This window comes from Mediterraneibacter sp. ICN-202921 (assembly GCF_037890075.1).
Lineage (GTDB): Bacteria > Bacillota > Clostridia > Lachnospirales > Lachnospiraceae > Mediterraneibacter > Mediterraneibacter massiliensis.
Genome location: NZ_JBBKBE010000015.1, coordinates 14,146 through 31,148, shown reverse-complemented (window position 1 = coordinate 31,148; position 17,003 = coordinate 14,146). Strand labels below are relative to the sequence as shown.

Below are 17,003 nucleotides of genomic sequence, written 5' to 3'. Positions count from 1 at the left end.
TGTAGATGACGGGAAGAATAAAAAGTATAGGCGCGGCAGGCTTGCTGCTGCTGGCAGATCAGACAGCAAAATTCTATACAGAAAAAAAGATAAAAGGTAAGGAAGAAAAAAAGCTGGGCAGTAAAGTGATCATAAGGAAGGTATACAATGAAGGGGCCTGTATGAATCTTTTGGATAAATATCCGGGACTTGTACGCGTACTTTCTTTGTTCCTTTCTATTATCCTGTCTTTGCGCCAGATATGGATTTCTGGCAGGGAAAGGAATTTCTTGGAAAAAGCCGGACTGGTTCTTCTGACTGGAGGGGCGTGGAGCAACACGCTGGACAGGTGTGTGCGGGGACATGTGGTAGATTATGTGGCTGTAGAAAGCAAACATACAAAAATTCGAAAAATAACATGTAATTTTGCAGACCTATTTATCTTTGCGGGCAGCATTCTTACAGTATTGTTTTCTGGTACTTGTATTTTAGAGCCCATGCGGTATAATAAAACAGAAAGAGAATAGGAGAGGGATACATGATACAGGATATTTCACCGCATATATACGATAACCAATACAGGCCGCAGCCTCCGGAGAAAGATAGTATTGCGCTTTACTATGAGGGGCATGGGATATTGCTCAAAAAAACGCAGGAGGGTATTATATTTCCGAGATTTCGGGATCTGGAGCGTTTGAATGAAGAAATATATCAGGATTACATATATTTGTTTACGATCGATGAAGAACGGTACTATCTTGTAAATGAGATAAACAGGGAACGTCTGTCAGAATTTACGCTTGAAAATACAGAAGTTTTTAGAATGGCAGAGCCGCAGTTTCGTGCCTTTGCCGGAATTACTGGATATCAGCTTTTTAACTGGTATCAGTCTCATAAGTATTGTGGGAGATGTGGGCATACCATGAAAATGGATGGAAAAGAAAGAATGTTGTTCTGCGAAGAATGTCATAATATGGAGTTCCCGAAGATCTGTCCTGCGGTGATCATCGGCGTGACGGATGGAAATAAACTCCTTTTATCAAAGTATGCAGACAGAGCATTTAAAAAGTATGCACTTTTAGCAGGATATACCGAAATAGGAGAGACTGTGGAAGAAACAGTGAAGCGTGAAGTCATGGAGGAAGTAGGGCTTAAAGTCAAGAATATCCGGTATTATAAAAGTCAGCCCTGGTCTTTTACAGACACGCTGCTGATGGGTTTTTATTGTGATCTGGACGGAGAAAACCAGATTACTCTTGACAAAGAGGAACTGGCTCTGGCAGAATGGTTTGAGCGGGAGGATATTCCGGTAAAAAGTTCCAGGGACAGTCTGACAAATGAAATGATCATGAAATTTAAAAATGGAGAAGTGTAGGAGGTAAGATGTATGAGAGCGGAATTTGATGAAAGTTTGGTAACAGGAAATGAGATGATCGACGCACAGCACAAGGAACTGATCGATAAGATCAATAAACTTCTGGATAGCTGTGAGACAAGCAAGGATAAGCTGGTGGCAGTAAAGACATTGGATTATCTTGCAGATTATACGGAGTTTCATTTTGGGGAAGAAGAAAAACTTCAGGAGTCTATAAAATATCCTGCTATTGCTGAGCATAAGAAGGAACACGACAAACTCAGAAATGTCGTAAAAGATCTCTATAGCATGCTGGAGGAAGAAGAAGGACCGTCAGATGCTTTTGTGGAGCAGGTAAACAAAAATGTGATCGAGTGGCTGTATAGACATATTAAAGGTTTTGACCGTTCTGTAGCGGAATATAAGTTCATGAACGCAAGCAGTGAGAGACTGTAAAACTATATGCTGCAGGATACTTCAAAAAGAACAGCTATACAGTGGGCAGAAGGACTGCTTACTTTATTTATAGGCCTTGTAATTGCCCATTTGGGTGTGACCTTGTTTTTAATCGCGGAATTAGGTTCCGATACGTTTACGATCTTTATCCAGGGACTGGCGAAAACATGTGGGATTTCCATAGGAACCTGCCATGTGATCATATTGATCTTGCTGATGGTGCTGATGCTTATTTTTACCAAAGGCTATGTAAAGCCGGGGACAGTGATCTGCGCATTCTGCGGAGGGTGGATCATCGATTTCTTTTTATTTTTGTTCGGGGAAGATGTTTTGGCATCCTCATCTATGGGCGTACGTTTTGTTGTCATGTTCTTAGGGTGTGTCGTCTTAAGTTTCGGCATGTCCATTGTGATCCAGAGCAATTCCGGAACTGGACCGAATGATCTGGTGGCTATCATCCTGACGGATACGATAAACAAACGGCATAAAGTCCAGTTTAAATGGGTGCGGATCACCTGCGATCTGATCTTTACTGTGACAGGTCTTTTCATGGGCGGGATATTTGGTATCGGGACGCTTACAGCAGCCCTTGTAACAGGACCGCTTGTACAGAGGTTTCTTCCTGTGAGCAAGAGGATCATACAGAGTTGTTTTCCTAGTTTATAGGACAGAAGCACAAAGAAGATTGGATATAGAAAAGGGAAAAATACATAATACCCTGACAGGGACACAAAGATAAGAAATGTGCCCTTTGTCAGGGTATTTTTGGCTTTATGCCAGTGAGGATAAAACTTTTGCTTTTGTTACAATCCCTTTTAGCTGTCCGTCTTTGCCCACAGCAGCGATTGGATAACGCGCCTCGGCGGCAAGTGTCATAATATCGGCGACCAGGGCATCTGTATCCACAATCGGTATCTCTTTTTCCATAATTTCTGTAATAGGTAAATGCTCCTTTCTGGCACGCAGGGCATCATTGATCGTAAGGACCCCTGCAAGCCGGAAATCTTTGTCGACGACATATACAGTAGAAAGTTCGTTTTTGTTCATGACGCGGATAGCATGTTCCGGACCATCGTCAGTCTGGATGAGTGCTTTTGGTGTGATCATGATATTGTGAACGGACAGTACACGAGACTTATCTGCATTATCAATAAATGCCGCTACATATTTGTCCGCAGGATGTTCGCTCATCTGTTCCGGGGTATCGACCTGTACGAGTTTGCCGTCTTTCATGATCGCGACTGTATCCCCCAGTTTAAACGCCTCGTCAATGTCGTGGGTAATGAATACAACGGTTTTTTTCAGTTTCCGCTGTATCTGGAGGAGCTCAAACTGCATATCTTGACGTACGAGTGGGTCAAGCGCAGAAAAGGGCTCATCCATCAGTAAAACGTCGGGATCATTGGCAAGCGCACGGGCGATGCCGACACGCTGTCGCATTCCTCCGGAAAGGTTTTTGCAGGATTGGTGCTCCCAGCCTGAAAGCCCGACCATAGAGATGACCTCCATTGCTTTTTCTTCACGCTCGGATCTGGATATTCCCTTGACTTCAAGTCCATAAGCGACATTTCCCAGTACGTCACGGTGGCTCATCAGACCAAAAGACTGAAAGACCATGGAAATATTATTACGTCGGAATTCCAACAGTTCTTTTTTTGACAGTTTCGCCAGATCTTTCCCATCAAATAGGATCGAGCCGGAGGTGGGTTTATTTAAGCGGTTAAAACAGCGGACCAGTGTGGATTTACCAGAACCTGACAAGCCGATGATGACAAAGATCTGTCCACGGGGGATCTGGAGATTAATATCCCATAATCCTACCGATACGCCGGTTTTTTTCTGTACTTCTTTTTTTTCACTGCCTGCCTCCATCAGACGGGCAGCCTCTGGTTTGTTCAGACCATATAATTTACTTACATGCTGTACTTCAATGATCGCTTCTTTTTGTTCTATCATTCCCATTTTTCCCTCCTGTTCTTATTCTTCGTTTCCATTGCCGGTACTGTCGGTACCTTTGTTAAACCATCCCTGCGTCAGACGGTCAAGTACGACGGCGAGTATGACGACACAGCTTCCAGCAATGAGTCCGCGGCCGATCTCAATGCGGTTGACTGCGTTTAATACTTCCATCCCAAGACCGCGAGCGCCGATCATAGAGCAGGTGACGACCATTGCCATTGCCATCATCAGTGTTTGATTGACTCCGGTCATGATTGTGGGGATTGCCTGTGGTATCTGGACTTTGAACAGAGTCTGCCATCGTGTGGATCCGAAAGAACGAGCCGCTTCCACTACTTCTTTATCGACCTGACGTATACCAAGGCTGGTAAGACGGATAACAGGTACAATGGCATAAATGACTGTTGCTATCACTGCAGAAGCATTCCCCATGCCAAATAAGAGAAGTGCTGGGATCAGGTAAACAAATACGGGCATTGTCTGCATTGTATCTAATATCGGACGAATAATCCGGTTGGCTTTGGGAGAGCCAGAGATTAAAATACCTATTGGAAGTCCTAAAAGAAGTGCGATCACAACACTTGCCAGCACAATAGAAAGCGTCAGAATCATTTCATCCCAATATCCTACGATTCCCACCAGACTCAATATGACCGCATATAAAATGCCGTTTTGTATCCTGCGGCGCACTTTCCATCCCAACAGAAATACAAGAAACAAAAGGAGAAACCATGGAATGTGCGACAATAACCATTTGAATAGATTGACCAGTCCGCTTAGCACATTTTGAATGGCGTTCAATACAGATTCAGCTGCTACGGCAAAAGAGCGGACACCATGATCGATGGAAGTTGTATCTGGTTTATATACAAACGGAAAATGAAACAGCCAGTCCGCACCAGTTTTGCTGCCGGCTTCCTTTTGCAAACTGGCATTTAGAAGTTCTGCCTGTTTTGGAGTGAGCCATTCTTCGATCAATTCCGGATGCTGTTTTAGCAGCCATTTAGCTGCTGCTTTATGATCGTCGGGGTCATGATTCTGCATATAGGCGAGCCCTTCGCTGATCAATGCAGAACCGGTGTGATAATTCGATAGGAATGTGCAAAATTCCGGATTAGATTGGGCGAACGCATTGCTGGCGGCTACGGTGACGGTAACTGCCGGGGAAGAACCGATGCCATCGTGATAGGTAGCCGGATCATAGGGGCTGTCATCGAGAAGGATAAGATCATATTTTCCCATCAGCCAGGTCGGCTCCCAGTAATACGCGACGAAAGGTTCTTTATTATCCCAGGCGGAAGTGATGGTAGAGTCTAAAGCGGCATTGCTGCCTGGAATCAGATAATTGTAATAGGCATCCAGACCATAGGCGTCTATTTTTTTCTGCATGATCTCTGTTGCTTCCCATCCGGGTATTCCTCCATAAATGATTCCTTTGGAAGGGTCTTCCGGATCTGGAAAAAGTTCGGGGTAATTAGCAAGATCTTGGACTGTTTTTAAATTAGGATATGCCTCCGCTACATATTTGGGGATATATAATCCCTGATAATTATCGTCAAAGTTGACGCTAAGCTCTGTAAAAGTACCATTATCCAAATCTGTTTGATAAGTAGGAATGTTATTCGTCCATTCTTCCATATTGACGTCGATCTCGTTTTTCATCAATGCTTCGTGCGTGATAGGAGTAGAACCTGGCATTTCCTCCCATGTATAGCCAAAGACTTCCTCGGCGATCAGTCCGGCGATAGCATTATTTAATTTTACAGAATCCCATCCTACATCGGCAAATACGATCTTCTGTTTTTCTTTTGTATCCGCGGCGTTTGCGGCAATAGCAGGAACAGAAGAAAAAAAGGTACCTGTCAGCAGAAATGAGGTGACTGCGAGTGATAAAATCTTTTTCATAAGGGACCTCCTGTACAATATAGTAAAAGGTGAGATCAGCCAACAAGCTCCGCTATATAGCTGATACTGGTTACATTACATGCGACAACAAGGATATCTCCACTATTGAGGACCGTTTTGGAATCTGGAGAAAGCTGTATTTTACCGTCCTTTCTGACCGCAACGACAGTGCCGCCTGTACTTTGTCTGAATTTTAACTCTTCGAGCGTTTTGCCCGCTGCCTTGCTTTCGGCATGGACGGTAAATTCATAAGTATGAAATTGGTCGCTGTCTTTGAAACGTTCCTCTAGTTCCATGATTTTTAGAAACGTATCGTTGATATCTTGATTCAACTGATCTCTTTGGGTAATGAGTTCTTTAAGACGAGCTTTCAAAGCTCTTAGATCATTATCGACTTGATACTGCTCTACGTAGGCAATGGCATGCTGTCTGGACAGAACAGTAGCCCCGACATTTTGCTGGATCTCAATAATATGCATATTAGAAAGCAAGTTCATGGCGCGGCGGATCGTCTCGGATGATGCCGCATACTGTGAAGCCATTAAAGAACGACCTGAAAATCGCTGCCCTTCTGCAAGTTTACCGTTTGCGATTTGAGAAGCAATATCATACGCGACGCGGCTGTAAACCGGTGTGTTTTTTGAAATTCTCATATACATTTGCTCCTTGATTTAAAAATACTGACAACCTAATGTTATAGCTAAGGTTGTCAGATGTCAAGGAAAACAAGAAAGTTTATAAGAATTTTATACCTTGACGTGCGCAGCACGCCGGCCTGTAAGGCATAAGTTGCGGTGTGCCCGAAGGGGTATACCTTGACGTGCGCAGCACGCCAGCCTGTAAGGCATAAGTTGCGGTGTGCCCGGATGGGTATACCTTGACGTGCGCAGCACGCCAGCCTGTAAGGCATGAGTTGCGGTGTGCCCGAAGGGGATTATATATTATACATACATAGAAAGAATCGTTATTTTAAATCTTGTTTCTTAAAAAAAATTATCCCAATTTTACAAAATAGCATTAGTTCCAATAAATTAAAAATACAGAATTCAAAATGGTAGGGAGCATTTTTTAGGAGCAGAGAGTTAGCCGCTTTATTTTCCGGTTCTGTCAGCATAGAAGGTTCATATTGTACTTGGGCAAACGGTGAGAGTATAAGATGGAAGGTCGCGGCAGTTCTTTTCATTCCTTTGATATACAATGGATTATCAACCGTTTCTTTCGTGACCGGATCCGTCCAAACGGAATCTTGCCGTAAACGGGAAATTGTATTTTCACCAAAAGACAACATTGCCAGGGAAAGCAATAGGACAAGACCCAGGCTTATGAGCTGTTTATGTGTGATCATGACGATCATTGTGAATAAGGTGGAAATTGTGATAAGACACAGCAGGCTGATGACGGCATTGAGTATAAAAGAAATATACGTTACGTGATCACCGAATTCTAAATGTTCCATGCTGGAACATATAAAGATAAAAATAATATCAACTATGAATAAAACAGAAGAACAGACGGCGCTGATCCCTGTTTCTGTAAGATAAATCTGTTTTCTGGAATAGCCGGCAGTTATCTTATTGTTGATCGTACGGGCTGCAAAGTCGTGACCAATATGTAATGAAATAAAAATAGACATAATAAGGCAGATTAAACCGGAATTATCAAATACTGTGCTGGTTACATAGCGAGTGTATCCGTAACCGGTCAGAAGGATCGTATAGATATCGACAGCGATGACCGCAGCAATTCCAAGCCATAATATAGGCGAAAGAAATGCCCGTTTGAGTTCCATGGATAATAATTTTTTCATTGCAAATCCTCCTTTTAGGACAAAATATTTTTAAAGTAAAATACTTCAAGATCTTCATCTTCTATTTCAGATGAAGAAAATTCACGAATGAGAATACCATTTTTTAAAAAGCCATAATCAGTCGCCACTTTTTGTAATTCTCCAAGGATATGGCTCGAAATCAGGATGGTCACATTGAATTTTTGATTCAATTCCAAGAGAATGGAGCGTATATCTTTGATACCTTCCGGATCCAATCCATTGAGAGGCTCGTCCAGGATCAGAAAATCCGGTTCACTAACAAGAGCCATGGCTAAGGCTAGCCGTTGTCTCATCCCCAGTGAATAGTGCATGACTAATTTTCTTGAATCTTTTAGATGGACAAGCGAAAGAAGTTCTCTTATCTTTTTCTTACATTCTTTTTTGGAATAACCGCTGATTCTTAACTGATACTCTAAATTGCCGCGGGCGCTTAGTGTAGGATATAGAGCAGGAACTTCTATTAGAGCACCCATTTTAGATCCTTCAGATTTTATAATGGTTCCTGCTGTTTGTGTTTGCAGTTTGGCTAAAATACGCAGCAGAGTTGTCTTGCCGGCTCCATTATTTCCGATCAGGCCATAAATAGACCCTTGTGGAATATGGATGGAGACATTGTGTAAGGCAGTGGTTTCTTTGTATTGCTTACAAAGATTTCTTGTTCTAACAATCGTATGCATAAAATTCATCCTTTCTTTTTTTAGAGCGATCACTTTTATTACGGAAAGCATACCGAATCATTTCCGGATAGGAAAGCTTTTAGAACTTTACAAGACATTTCTGAACGATAAGATTGCTTTACATCGATGTAAGGAGGGATTGTCTTGTCTGAAAATGTGGATTGTGGCATACTTGAGTTAGAAGTTTGCATGAAAGTCAGAAAAAGGAGACGGAAATGACAGTTGCTGAAATGATAAAACAAACCCGGGCAGAATCGAACATGACACAGGAGGAATATGGTTTAAAGTTTGGTGTGACACGACAAACAGTTTCCAGCTGGGAAAATGAAAGAAGTCTGCCGGATCTTCAGATGTTGATCGATATTTGTAATACGTATCATGTTTCCTTGGATAAGCTGTTGAATGAAGATAAAGAGTTTGTTGAAAAAATAGATTTTTACAGTAAATATAAAAAGGGAATTAAAATATTAGGAATGTGTCTGGCAGCATGTTTTCTTATTTTTGCGGTAATCTTTATCAATTGGAAAATAACAGAAGGAAACATGAACCAGACGTTTAAGACAAAAGTGGAACAATTAGGATTTGTGAAGGAAAAACAAATCTACGAATTAGAGAGAGACGACGTATGCTATCAACTGCCAAATCAAAAATTGCCTTTTTTGAAAAAGGATTTTTATGTCAAGAATAGCTATGCGGATTTCAGGATGGGTGATACAGAAATCAGTATCACTATTTATGATGGAAGTGAATTTGAGGTTCAGTTAAATCATTATCGGAATATAAAGGGTACGATAGGAAAAACAGATAAGATCCAAATAAAAGAAAATTCGTTAAACGATACGGAGAAAAAATTCTATGAAGAAAATAAAGAAACAATAGAGCAGGTGATGAGCCGATTGTTGGAAATTCATAAAAGTGTTTATCTAAAATCTTGAGATATGCTTTTTGTGATATAATGGTAAATACAATGTGAACAGATATTTCAAGCAAATAAGATTGAGGTGAAAAATGGCAATTAGTTACTTAAAATTACAATGAATAATGGAGGTGTTCGCACAAAATGTCTTTACCGTGCATTACGTGTAGGTTGGATCATAGAAATTATTGAATTGTATAACGAAAATGATGTGTGGGTAAACTATTGGGAAAAAGTAAATTCAAAGAAGAAAAAGCGTTTGTATATACATTATCAGGAAGAAGAATTAGATTATCTGACTGTGCTTGAAAAGAAAAGTGAAAAAAGGATGCAGTTGATAACAGCTTATCCAGTATTTTTTGTAAGTGCCAAGAAAGATTGTGAAAAAGATTATCAGAATTACATAAAAGAGATAGAAAAAGAAACAAAATAAAAACCGGTAATCGCAATGCGAAAACCGGATTCTCCTTCTAAACGTGTTAGATGAGTTACTATTATTATATGTGTTGAAGAGAAAAAGGTCAATGTGAAAAGGAAAAATAGTTCTGGTAAAATAAAGAAAAGGATGATACATGATGATAGACGAAAAAATCAAAAATCCGGCTATGACAGCTAACCCGATTTTGCTTCAGAAAATTTATCATTCCGAAGTCTATCATCTAATGCGTAATGCGTGACGGTGTTTTTGATATGCACTGCATGAGCGAGCTGTATCTTGCAGAGGAACTAAGACTGGAATATCAGATGAAATAATAAAAAGGCTATGCACTGCGTAGCGAATTGAAAGCGAGGTGTTAACAATGACTATAGAAGAAATTCTTACAGGAGAATCGAAGAATGTGGAGTTCAAGGAAAATCTGCCGGAGAAAAGCAGCAAATATATGAAGTCTGTGGTTGCCTTTGCAAATGGAACCGGAGGGAAAATCATTTTCGGAATTGCCGATAAAACCAGAGAGGTTGTTGGCTTTGACAAGGAAGATGTGTTCAAGAAAATGGATGCCATTGCCAATGCCGTATCAGACAGCTGTGAACCGGCAATTATCCCGGATATTACGTTACAGACGGTTGATGGTAAAACTGTTATTGTGGTAGAGGTTTCTGAGGGCAGACAGCGGCCATATTATGTCAAAGCTCTTGGCAGAGATGGCGGTGTATATGTCCGTGTTGCCGGAACTACCCGCCTTGCTGACGAGTATATGATAAAAGAATTGTTGTTTGAGGGTAGCAATCGTTACTACGATCAGGCTTTATGTACTGGGTTAAATGTTACAGATGAAGATATTGATGCCCTTTGCAAAGCTATGAAGGAACAGGCAGTCAAAAATGCCCGTACAGAGGAACAGAAAGTATCGATTAAAGATGTGGGAAGACAGCAGTTGCGTTCCTGGGGCATTTTAATTGAGTGTGATGGAAAAGATTATCCGTCTAATGCTTTCGCTATTTTGAATGGTAACGGAGGACTTCATGTTGCAACGCAATGTGGTGTGTTCAAAGGGACAACAAAAGCAGTTTTTGTTGATCGTAGAGAATATACAGGTCCGCTTTGGAAGCAGATAGACGAAGCATTTCAGTTTGTTCTTAGAAATATTCATTTGGGTGCTACTATTGTGGGAATTTACCGCCAGGATGTTTATGAGATTCCGCCGGATGCCATTCGTGAGCTAATTATCAATGCCATGGTACATCGTAGTTATTTGGATCATGGTACGATACAGGTTGCGGTATATGATAACCGATTGGAAATCACTTCTCCAGGAAAGCTGCCAATGGGACAAACGATGGAGCGTATGAAAGAAGGCTATTCTAAAATTAGAAATGAAGCTCTTGCTCATGCGTTTGCTTATATGAATCTGATCGAGCACTGGGGAAGCGGTATTCCGAGAATTATTGATAAAGTAAAAGCTGCCGGACTGCGGGAACCAGAGTTTATTGGTGGCGAGGTTGATTTGCGTATCAATATTTATCGAGGTCAGGTTGATACAAATAACGCCATGATTAACGCCAATGACACTAAAAATGGCGTTAATGGCGTTGATTGTGGCGTTAATGATGCTGGAAATGGCATTAATGGCGTTGAAGTGCCACTTAATAAAGAACAAGCACAGATAGAAAAATTGTTGCAGATTATAGAGAAAAATCCGTCTGCAACACAGGCATATTATGCAGAAGAGATAGGCATGTCGAAAAGAACGGTTTCTCGAATGTTTGCTTCTTTACAGGAAAAAGGCATATTGGTACAGAGCGGAACAAAACGAAAAGCAAATTGGACAATTATAAGGTAGGAGGAGCAGCATGGATACAGACAAAATAATACAAGACTTGAACCGTAGATTTGCTGCACCTCTCCCGGAGTTTTATCAGCGTCGTATCATCTTCTGGTACGATGAAGATAAGGAATTTGAAGATAAGCTGGACGAAGTGGTTTTGGAAAATGCAAAGGTGATTGTTCTGATTGGAAATAATGCGTTTTCTGTAAAAAAACACTTTTCAGTAGATGATTTGACCACAAATTATCTGGTTTACAGTCCGTGTGTCTATAACCGCCCGGATGATAACTGGCTTCTGGATGTGGAGCTTTACAGTGAGGAGTTCCGGGCAGACCTGATTTCCATCTGGATGGATGAGATGGGGCTTGCATCGAATCCGGCCATGCGGAAGCAGGTCAAGAATTACCGTGCTTATTTCAATGCGAAAGACCGTCGTTTGAAAGTCAGCACACAGAATAAAGTTCCGGAACACCGGCACAGTTACACATGGCTGTCATGGCGGCAATCTGTGGCTTGAAAGACGCACAGTCAAATATGATTCTCCGCAGTGTGTTCCGTGCCGGATTGGATTTGCAGTGGACGAGTTTGATTTTTTTAGTTAATGCCGTAGCGATTTCCTAATTATGATTTTAAAGGGCTTCACAAAATTTATACGAAAATATTAGCACTCACCTATTGACAGTGCTAATAATGACTGCTATATTACTAATAGAACAATGAAACCATCAGTAAAGGAGGATTTGCTATGAATATAAATAAATTTACACAAAAATCTATGCAGGCAGTACAGTCCTGTGAAAAATTAGCATATGATTATGGAAATCAGGAACTTGCCCAGGAGCATCTTTTGTATGCCCTTGTGACACAAGATGACAGCCTGATCTTAAAATTACTAGAAAAAATGAGCATCCAGGGAACGCTGTTTGTAAACCGCACGGAGGAGCTGCTGCGCAAACGTCCGAAAGTGCAGGGCGGGCAGGTATTTGTAGGACAGGAGTTAAATAATGTTCTGATCCATGCGGAGGATGAGGCAAAGCAGATGGGGGATGAATATGTCTCTGTGGAGCATTTGTTTTTGTCTCTTTTGAAATATGCCGGTAGGGAGGTAAAACCACTTTTCAGAGAATTTGGTATCAGCCGGGAAGGGTTTTTACAGGCATTGTCCACTGTACGAGGCAATCAGAAAGTGACAAGCGACAATCCGGAGGCGACCTATGATACACTGAATAAATACGGACAGGATTTAGTGGAAAGAGCGCGGGAGCAGAAATTGGATCCGGTTATCGGAAGAGACGAAGAGATACGTAATGTTGTCCGCATCTTATCCCGTAAGACGAAGAACAACCCGGTCTTGATAGGAGAACCCGGCGTAGGGAAAACGGCAGTAGTAGAAGGACTTGCGCAGAGGATCGTGAGCGGAGATGTGCCGGAGGGGTTAAAAGAAAAAACCATTTTTTCACTGGATATGGGCGCTTTGGTTGCCGGCGCAAAATATCGAGGAGAATTTGAAGAACGTTTAAAGGCAGTTTTGGAAGAAGTCAAGAATAGCGATGGGAAGATCATCCTGTTTATTGATGAACTGCATACGATCGTAGGCGCGGGGAAGACAGACGGCGCCATGGATGCAGGCAATATGTTAAAGCCAATGCTTGCAAGAGGAGAACTGCATTGTATCGGAGCGACAACCTTAGATGAATACCGGCAGTATATTGAGAAAGACGCGGCGTTGGAACGCCGGTTCCAACCTGTCATGGTGGAAGAACCGACAGTGGAGGACGCAATCTCTATTCTGCGGGGACTAAAGGAACGTTATGAAGTCTTTCATGGTGTGAAGATTACTGACAGTGCGCTTGTAGCAGCTGCGACTTTGTCCAATCGGTATATATCCGATCGTTTTCTTCCGGACAAAGCAATCGATCTGGTAGACGAGGCATGCGCTCTGATCAAGACAGAATTGGATTCCATGCCGACGGAATTAGATGAGCTCAGACGACGTGTCATGCAGCTGGAAATTGAAGAGGAAGCTTTGAAAAAAGAGGACGACCGTTTGAGCAGAGAACGGCTGGAGCATTTACAGGAAGAACTTTCCGAACTGAAAGAAGAATATGCAGGGAAGAAAGTACAGTGGGAAAATGAAAAAACGTCAGTAGAGCATGTGCAAAAGATCCGTGAGGAGATAGAGCAGGTAAACAAAGAAATTCAGAAAGCGCAGAGAGAATACGATCTGAATAAAGCGGCAGAATTACAGTACGGACGGCTTCCGCAGCTGCAAAAACAGCTGGAAGAGGAAGAAGAAAAGGTAAAGGCAAAGGATTTAAGTCTGGTACATGAAGCTGTCACAGAGGAAGAGATCGCCAGGATCATATCCAGATGGACGGGGATTCCGGTAGCAAAGTTAAATGAAAGCGAGCGGAATAAAACACTGCATCTGGCAGACGAACTGCATAAACGTGTGATCGGACAGGAGGAAGGCGTAGAACTTGCAACAGAAGCGATCATCCGTTCCAAAGCAGGAATCAAAGATCCTTCCAAGCCAATTGGTTCTTTCTTGTTCCTGGGTCCTACCGGAGTAGGAAAGACGGAACTTGCTAAGGCGCTTGCGGAAGATCTCTTTGATGACGAGAACAATATGGTACGTATAGACATGAGTGAATATATGGAAAAATATTCCGTGTCTCGTTTGATCGGAGCGCCTCCGGGATATGTCGGATATGATGAAGGAGGACAGCTTACAGAAGCTGTCAGAAGAAAGCCGTATTCTGTCGTTTTGTTTGATGAGATCGAAAAGGCACATCCGGATGTATTTAATGTACTGCTTCAAGTATTAGATGACGGGCGTATTACGGATTCACAGGGACGTACGGTAGATTTTAAAAACACGATCCTGATCATGACATCTAACATTGGAGCCGGATATCTTCTGGAAGGAATACGAGAGGATGGGACGATAGAGGAAAAAAGTCAGGAAATGGTCATGCAGGATCTAAGGGCACATTTCAGACCAGAGTTTTTAAACCGTTTGGATGAAATAATCATGTTTAAGCCATTGACGAAAACAAATATTCATGCGATTATTGATTTGTTAGTGGCAGACGTGAATAGGCGTCTGGAAGAAAAAGAACTGAAGATCGCCTTGACGGATGCGGCAAAGAATTTTGTCGTGGAAGGCGGATATGATCCGATGTATGGGGCGAGACCGCTTAAGAGATATCTGCAGAAAAATGTAGAGACATTGGCAGCGAGAATGATCCTTGCCGGAAATGTAGGTAGAGAAGATACTATCGTGATCGATGTTGCAGATGGTAAATTAGCGGCAAGTGTGAAAGGACAGGTCGTTTCATGAAACCTACCATCTTCCATATTGATGTCAACTCGGCTTATTTAAGCTGGACAGCAGTGGAACAACTGAAAAAAGGCGCAGAGCAGGACTTGCGTTTGATACCGGCTATCATCGGCGGCGACCAGAAGGCACGCCGGGGCGTGGTACTGGCAAAGTCGCTGCCTGCGAAAAGATATGGCATCCGCACAGGGGAACCTGTTGCGAATGCCTTTCGTAAGTGTCCGAATCTTGTCATGAAGCCGCCGGAGCATACTGTGTACAGAGAGAAAAGCAGGGAACTGATCGAGTATCTTCGGACATTTACGAAAGAAATCGAGCAGGTCAGCATAGACGAGTGTTATATGGATTTTACTTCTATCGCAAAATACTATCACTCTTCCGTGGACGCGGCTTTTGAGATAAAAAATGGGATCCGTGACAAGTTTGGATTTACTGTGAATATAGGAATCTCTACCAACAAACTTTTGGCAAAAATGGCATCGGATTTTGAAAAGCCGGATAAAGTGCACACATTATTCCCAGAGGAAATCCCGGTGAAAATGTGGCCTCTGCCGATCGGGGATTTGTATATGGCAGGGCATTCCAGTGTGGAGACTTTAAAAAAACTGGAAATACAGACAATCGGGGATCTGGCACAGGCAGATGTATGCCTGATCACTGCGCATTTGAAAAGCCATGGGCGGATGCTCTGGGAGTTCGCAAACGGGATCGATCATTCCAAGGTGCAGGCGGAACAGACTGAGGCAAAGGGAATCGGGAACTCTACAACCCTGTCGACAGACGCAAGAACCTTTGAGGAAGTAAAAGAAGTGTTTAAAAGCCTGGCAGACAGTGTGGGAAGACGACTGAAAAAGGCAGGACAAAAGGCATATATGGTCAGCATGGAAATCAAATATTATAATTTTCAGACCATTTCTCACCAGATGCAGGTGGACAGACCTACAAATGAGCCGTCTGTCCTATGCGAGACCGCTTGTCGTTTGTTTCAGGAGACATGGAACGGAGATCCTGTACGGCTCTTAGGAATCCGCACAGCAAAATTGGTAGACGAGACGGAACCAGAGCAGATCACCATCTTCGATATGGAGATTCCCAAGCCTTTAGATGAAAAACATAAGAAACTTAATGCGGCTGTGGAGGAATTAAACGCACGGTTTGGAAAAGGTGCTGTGATAAAAGGGACGTTTTTGAAAAAGAAAAATCAACAGAAAGAAGAAAAAAATGCAGGGAAAGCAAAGAATAAAGAAAAGGGATTATAATCTGGAAATAGTACGGATATTCTCATTTTTTTCCGTGATCGCGATTCATGTGACGAATTATTTCTGTCGTGCATATGATGAAATTTCAGCAGGAGAATATGGTTTTTCTCTGGCGCTTAATACAGTGGCACGAGTCAGTGTTCCGTGCTTTTTTATGATCACAGGAGCTCTTTTGCTTGGAAGGGAAGAAACACTTGAAAAACATATGAAGCGGCTTATGCGGTTTGTGATCGTGCTGGTGGTGTGGAGCATACTCTATTATATATGGAATACAGTTTACATGAAAACTCCGTATCGCCTGCGTGATATCCTGTATGTGCCTACAGAGCCGCATCTATGGTATTTATATGCAATGATACCGATCTATATGGTGCTGCCATTTCTCCAGATTATGTGCAGATTTATGGGAATGAAGCTGGAATATGCTTTTTTGGTTCTTATAAGTATAACGACGGTGTTCAACTATATTTCTTCTCTGCTCCATGAAGAAGCCTATTACGATCTGCCTTTGGTCGGAGATAAGGTGTATATGTTTTATGTTTTTATCGGATATTATATATACAGATATAGAAAACATATCCAGATCAGCCAGAAAGCGGCGTTTCTTCTGTTTGTGGGAAATATGGCAGCGGTATACGGAATCACCGTGTGGGTGACGGTAAATGCCGGAGAACACTATGAGCGGATCCTGGAATATGGATGTCCGTTTTTGGTAGCAGGATCTGCCGCATTTTTTCTCTGGATGATTCGCTTTCGAAGATGTCATTTTGAACCAGCAGAAAAGAGTAAGAAAAGGATAGAGAAGATCTGTTCCTGTTCTTTTGGCATCTATCTGGTGCATATTCTGTTTTTAGATACATATAAGAAATATATAGAACCCGCCGATCTTACAGCATGGGCAGCAGTCCCGCTTCTGATCTGTGGGATCGCGGCGGTTTCATATGTCTGTATTTTTCTATTGCGAAAATGCGCATGGGGAAGACAAATAACTTAAATGCTGTTATAATAAACCGTATCGAGATACATTTCCCTGTCAAAGAGGGGAGATGATCCTTAGGAGGAA

16 protein-coding genes are annotated in these 17,003 nt (G+C 42.2%); 11 read left to right on the top strand and 5 right to left on the bottom strand.

The annotated features are described in order from the left end of the window. The first annotated feature begins 5 nt into the window (after window positions 1–5). Genes WKT01_RS10905 through WKT01_RS10890 form a run of 4 tightly spaced genes read left to right on the top strand, consistent with a single transcriptional unit; the run spans window position 6 to window position 2,455 of the window. On the top strand, window positions 6–506 hold the full coding sequence (locus WKT01_RS10905; protein ID WP_059066187.1) for a signal peptidase II: 501 nt from the start codon (window positions 6–8) through the stop codon (window positions 504–506). A gap of 11 nt (window positions 507–517) precedes the next feature. Further along, window positions 518–1,354, top strand: coding sequence for an NAD(+) diphosphatase (nudC, locus tag WKT01_RS10900; protein WP_059066188.1), 837 nt, complete (start codon window positions 518–520; stop codon window positions 1,352–1,354). A 12-nt stretch (window positions 1,355–1,366) separates the two neighbouring features. Further along, window positions 1,367–1,789 carry a bacteriohemerythrin gene (locus WKT01_RS10895; RefSeq protein ID WP_059066189.1) on the top strand — a complete coding sequence of 141 codons (423 nt, stop codon included), beginning with the start codon at window positions 1,367–1,369 and terminating at the stop codon, window positions 1,787–1,789. A gap of 6 nt (window positions 1,790–1,795) precedes the next feature. After that, on the top strand, window positions 1,796–2,455 hold the full coding sequence (locus tag WKT01_RS10890; protein WP_340312336.1) for a YczE/YyaS/YitT family protein: 660 nt from the start codon (window positions 1,796–1,798) through the stop codon (window positions 2,453–2,455). Between the two features lie 105 nt (window positions 2,456–2,560). Here WKT01_RS10890 and WKT01_RS10885 read toward each other — a convergent pair whose 3' ends face one another. The 5 genes from WKT01_RS10885 to WKT01_RS10865 all read right to left on the bottom strand — a co-directional run bounded on the left by WKT01_RS10885 (window position 2,561) and on the right by WKT01_RS10865 (window position 8,158). Next, the gene (locus tag WKT01_RS10885; RefSeq protein WP_059066191.1) at window positions 2,561–3,751 is read right to left on the bottom strand and encodes a quaternary amine ABC transporter ATP-binding protein; all 1,191 of its coding nucleotides are present in this window, start codon (window positions 3,749–3,751) and stop codon (window positions 2,561–2,563) included. 15 nt (window positions 3,752–3,766) lie between these two features. Beyond that, on the bottom strand, window positions 3,767–5,653 hold the full coding sequence (locus WKT01_RS10880) for a glycine betaine ABC transporter substrate-binding protein (RefSeq protein WP_082667407.1): 1,887 nt from the start codon (window positions 5,651–5,653) through the stop codon (window positions 3,767–3,769). 35 nt (window positions 5,654–5,688) lie between these two features. After that, a complete protein-coding gene (locus WKT01_RS10875) occupies window positions 5,689–6,306 on the bottom strand; it encodes a TrkA C-terminal domain-containing protein (protein WP_059066192.1) in 618 nt (205 codons plus the stop codon). A gap of 311 nt (window positions 6,307–6,617) precedes the next feature. Then, window positions 6,618–7,460, bottom strand: coding sequence for an ABC transporter permease (locus WKT01_RS10870; protein WP_059066193.1), 843 nt, complete (start codon window positions 7,458–7,460; stop codon window positions 6,618–6,620). A gap of 14 nt (window positions 7,461–7,474) precedes the next feature. Then, the gene (locus tag WKT01_RS10865; protein WP_242866567.1) at window positions 7,475–8,158 is read right to left on the bottom strand and encodes an ABC transporter ATP-binding protein; all 684 of its coding nucleotides are present in this window, start codon (window positions 8,156–8,158) and stop codon (window positions 7,475–7,477) included. Window positions 8,159–8,373: 215 nt separating this feature from the next. On the opposite strand from WKT01_RS10865, the gene WKT01_RS10860 reads away from it, so the two are divergent. From WKT01_RS10860 to WKT01_RS10830, 7 genes are all read left to right on the top strand, one after another. Next, entirely contained in the window at window positions 8,374–9,093 is a 720-nt protein-coding gene (locus WKT01_RS10860) for a helix-turn-helix transcriptional regulator (protein ID WP_340312331.1), read from the top strand. Window positions 9,094–9,192: 99 nt separating this feature from the next. Beyond that, window positions 9,193–9,507, top strand: coding sequence for a hypothetical protein (locus WKT01_RS10855; RefSeq protein WP_242866568.1), 315 nt, complete (start codon window positions 9,193–9,195; stop codon window positions 9,505–9,507). 367 nt (window positions 9,508–9,874) lie between these two features. Then, a complete protein-coding gene (locus tag WKT01_RS10850; protein ID WP_059066195.1) occupies window positions 9,875–11,356 on the top strand; it encodes an RNA-binding domain-containing protein in 1,482 nt (493 codons plus the stop codon). Window positions 11,357–11,366: 10 nt separating this feature from the next. Then, complete coding sequence (locus WKT01_RS10845) at window positions 11,367–11,858, top strand: hypothetical protein (RefSeq protein ID WP_059066196.1); 492 nt, start codon at window positions 11,367–11,369, stop codon at window positions 11,856–11,858. A gap of 228 nt (window positions 11,859–12,086) precedes the next feature. Then, window positions 12,087–14,684, top strand: a complete 2,598-nt coding sequence (clpB, locus tag WKT01_RS10840) for an ATP-dependent chaperone ClpB (protein ID WP_340312330.1) — start codon at window positions 12,087–12,089, stop codon at window positions 14,682–14,684. Next, window positions 14,681–15,940: a Y-family DNA polymerase gene (locus WKT01_RS10835; protein WP_340312329.1), complete on the top strand. Its 1,260-nt coding sequence runs from the start codon at window positions 14,681–14,683 to the stop codon at window positions 15,938–15,940. Before clpB ends, WKT01_RS10835 begins: the two co-directional genes overlap by 4 nt. After that, window positions 15,903–16,934: an acyltransferase gene (locus WKT01_RS10830; protein WP_340312328.1), complete on the top strand. Its 1,032-nt coding sequence runs from the start codon at window positions 15,903–15,905 to the stop codon at window positions 16,932–16,934. Before WKT01_RS10835 ends, WKT01_RS10830 begins: the two co-directional genes overlap by 38 nt. The last annotated feature ends 69 nt before the right edge of the window (window positions 16,935–17,003 follow it).